The sequence below is a fragment of the Flavobacterium sp. MAHUQ-57 genome (assembly GCF_051908335.1).
Classification (GTDB): domain Bacteria; phylum Bacteroidota; class Bacteroidia; order Flavobacteriales; family Flavobacteriaceae; genus Flavobacterium.
In genome coordinates this window covers 1-4,071 of sequence record NZ_JBPZTE010000006.1, presented here as the reverse complement: position 1 = coordinate 4,071, position 4,071 = coordinate 1, and the positions used below count along the sequence as shown (strand labels likewise).

Here is a 4,071-nt window from a genome sequence, read left to right as displayed (position 1 = left end):
AAAGTAAAGCTGGCACTAACGCTATCTTGGCTACAGTTATCAGCAATGCTATAAGTAACATTTACTACTCCGCCATCACACAATCTTGGAGCCACTCTAGGATCGCCGCTGAATTGTGCTACAGCATTACAACCATCGTTTAAAGTTTGGAATTGAGCTAACCATGCAGCAAATGCAGCATCTACAGCAGCTTGATCTGCATAGTCACATTGACTAGTAGATGAATTACCTGGACCAGCAACATCAACGTCGGCTTCACCATTCAAAGTAAAGCTGGCGGTCACACTGTCATCAGTACAACTATCGGCAATACTATAGGTCACATTAACCGTTCCACCGTTACATAAACTAGGAGCTATTCTAGGGTCGCCTGTAAATTGTGCAGTGCCACCACAACCATTGTTTAATGTTTGGAACTGAGCTAACCACGCAGCAAATGCAGCATCTACAGCAGCTTGATTCGCATAGTCACATTGACTAGTAGATGAATTACCTGGGCCAGCAACATCGACAGGGTCACAATTAACAACAGTTACATCAACTCTGTCAAATTTACTACAACCAGGAAAAGCTAGAGCATCAACAACTACAGTATAAGTTCCTGGTTGATTAGATGAATTTAAATCGAGTGTATTATCTGCTGAAGGTCCTTGAAGTAGTGGTCCAAAACCATTGCTTGGGTCATTATCGTTATCAGGACCATAAAATGAATAATTTACACTTGATGAAGGAGTCATTGGATTCGTTAAAGTTGCAGTAAGTGTTAAAGTTGGATTATCACAATTGATTTCTCCTCCTCCGGTAAGATCAACAGATGGATCTGTCGAATTACCAAAAATATAAGGACCGGCAAAGTCTTTTAATTCACTTGTAAATGAATCGCTATTACCACCTGCACTTGATCTTGTTTTGACTAACAAACTACCTAAAATATTAGAACAAGGATCTTCTTCTCCACGTCTATCCAATCCGAAAGCAGTCAAATTGATTCCGATTTCGACAAATTGAAGTTCTTTATAACTAGTTTCAAATGATGCATTTTCACCTTCAATAGTACCCCATGGAGCGGCTAAAGTAATTGCTTCTTTGTTCACACGTCCAAAAAGATTTGGTACAGCATTATTCAATGCTTCAATTCTTACATAACCAAAAGCACCGCTATTTAGTCCTTGTTCAAAGGTAGAAGCATCAATATTAAAAGGTCTGTTTGCTAAAGAATTAAAATTGGCTAAATCAGCCTGATTCATCCAAACTCGGATACGAACATCAGGTTTAGTACCACCACCTTCATAATCGATGGAAATGATTAAAGTACCCGGAACTAGAATATTACCCGTTGCATCAAAATCCCAAGCTGTTCGGCCACCGTCATTTCCAGTGTTACCGAAAACTATATCGCCGGGAACATAATCGATTAAAGTTCTGAAAAATTCAAAGTCGATATGTTTACTACCATTAGTTTCACGAAGAGAACCTCCGGCAAAAGCCCAAAGTTCGGTGAAAGGTCTGGGATCTATATCAGAAGGTGCTTTAGGGCCTATCCCTCTTAAATGGGCGTAAACATCAATAATATCGTCTTTCTGAGGTATACTTCCTGTACTTAGTGCCCAAGTATTTGGATTATCGGAGTTTTTATCTCCTGTACCTCCAAATATACTCAAGTCAGATTCTCCCTGAGCACTATTGTTATCACGTCCATACACTGAATCTAACCACAAATACCCATCTACAATTGGGTAAGGAAAAGGGAAAGTTGGCGTTGTAATCGATTGTCTACGTTCAAAAGCATAATTATTTTTAGATGTCCCTTGAATTAAAGCAGTTATTGCAGCCGCATTTGTTTGGTCGATTACACCTTTTCCACTTCCAGGATATAGAGTTTGATTAACAAACCAATCATCAGTTCCTGCGGCGTTAGGTAATGGTACAACAGGTACATCAGCATTTGGAAATTGAAGACGATTTGCATATACATCAGCTTCAACACCAAAATTAGCTTTAACCGTCGCATCTCCTACCAATTGAGCAGAAACATTAATCGAGAAAAGTGAAAAAAATACAATAATAAGTAGTTTATCAATACGCATCAAACTACAACAGGAATGCGCAAAAAAATGATAAACCTTATTTTTCTGTGTCAAAAAAATAAATTTTTTCATAATAATACATGTTTAATACCATTATTATGAAATAGGTTTTAGTTACAGAATTGTGGGAACAAAATCAAAAGAAATGTTCATTTTTAAAAAAGTTTTAAATAAATAAAAGAGGGTTTAATCAGGCTTGATTGTATTGAAGTGGTATTTATAATGACAACTCATTATCACAATAAACCATTAAATATCAGTAATTTACAACTACGTAATAAAATTACTCATAAAATAATTCTTAAAATTTTTAAGTGCCAATTTTAACACTTTTAGTACTATAAGTAGTACATTAGATAACCTAAATCAGTTAGATTATACTTTTTCTAAAAAGAGGCCCGTTGCTGTAAGTCCCGGTCCAAATGCTATACCAATTATTTTTGTACCAGGAGCAATAGACTTATCATTTACAATTTCATTAAAAATATGCGGAACTGTAGCTGATGACATATTACCTTGTCTTCTGAGAATTTCATAGGACCATTTAGCCTGATCCAACTCAAGTCCCAATTCTTCAATAACATAATCAATAATTTTAGGACCGCCGGGATGAATAGCAAAACAGATATCACTTTTAATATCATCAAAATTCAAATGCAGTTTTTCACAAAGCGCATCCATAAATCCTTTGATATTTTTTCGTATAAAAACGGGAACACGTTTAGAAAGTGTCATAAGAAAATTATATTCGCCCAAATCCCAAGACATATCTTCTAAAGAATCAGGAATAATGACTTCATGGGAAGCCAAAATTCTTAAACCGTTTTTTTGACTGAGATCATTATCTTCGTAGAATTTATCCTCTTCATACAGAGAATACCCAATAAATCCATCAGCAAATAGAGAGCAAATCATTGTATTGGATGGTGAAAATTCTGTTAAATTCAAATGAGCGGATAACAATTCTGTATGCACTATATCAACGCGACCGTTTAATTTACTGAGGTTCAATAAACACATTGCGGTTCGAATTGCAGGAAATGCTCCATAACATCCCATATGGTATGAATGAGTAACCTGGACTGTCTCCCATTTTCGTTTTATAACTGCCTCTTGAGCTAAACTAGGCGACGAATACCCTGAACATGTTACATGGATTAAATTTTCTGGTTTCGAATGTGTGTTTGCATAAAATTGATCAAAAACTGTACGCATTTTCCTCCTGAACCAATCCATCCTCATTTCAATTTTTGGTCCAAAAGTATTTCCTGAATGAATTTCAAAATCAATTGGAAAAATATAATCTTCGTGGGATACATTTTCCATTTCATTTTGAATAAAGCTCTCAACTTCTTCAAAAATAAGCACCTGTCTACTATTAATATTTGCGTGAGATATGGCATATTTATCCACGTGATCAGACACAACATTAAAGCTTACTAGATTCTCATTTTCTTCTTCTTCCTCAAAATATCCTGTACTCTGTCTTACTGGATGATTTTGAAAATGATGATAAAGAAATTTTGTATACTGATTAAGTTTAGATTGGTTGATTAGGTTCCCTACTAAGATAGGGTGAAAATTTGAGATGATAATATTTTTCATAACCTTAACCCTTTGATTAACATAAAGTTATGAAAAATATAAGTGATAACAATTTTTTAAGATGTAATATCCTCAAATAAAGTAAATCTATAAGGTAAGATTTACAAAAAATTGATTCAAGTTTCAACTCAATAAGAAAACTATAATTGTTATTCATCAAGCCAAAAAAGCTTCGCTTTTTATTTTAGATTAAATACTTAAATTATAGATGATAAATAAATTCATAAACCATTTTATAAAGAAATGCGGCGAATCGAGCCCGAAGGGCGACACGGTGCACCTATAACAAAAAATCCCCATCATTTCTGATGAGGATTCTTTAAAGAAAGGCGGCGACATACTCTCCCACAGGATTGCAGTACCATCTGCGCAGGCGGGC

Annotated in this window: 3 protein-coding genes; all 3 read right to left on the bottom strand. The window is 35.2% G+C overall.

The genetic code is table 11. The features are described from left to right. A partial coding sequence (locus ACS8MM_RS00045; RefSeq protein WP_379711734.1) for a hypothetical protein occupies positions 1 to 2,159 on the bottom strand: 2,159 nt, incomplete at its 3' end. 303 nt (positions 2,160 to 2,462) lie between these two features. Next, a complete protein-coding gene (locus tag ACS8MM_RS00040; protein ID WP_379711731.1) occupies positions 2,463 to 3,692 on the bottom strand; it encodes a 3-oxoacyl-[acyl-carrier-protein] synthase III C-terminal domain-containing protein in 1,230 nt (409 codons plus the stop codon). 189 nt (positions 3,693 to 3,881) lie between these two features. Then, a partial coding sequence (locus ACS8MM_RS00035) for a hypothetical protein (RefSeq protein ID WP_379711728.1) occupies positions 3,882 to 4,071 on the bottom strand: 190 nt, incomplete at its 5' end.

Excerpts from the sequence above, each read along its gene's own strand:
- ACS8MM_RS00040 (WP_379711731.1), bottom strand. The coding sequence starts at position 3,692 with ATGAAAAATATTATCATCTCAAATTTTCACCCTATCTTAGTAGGGAAC.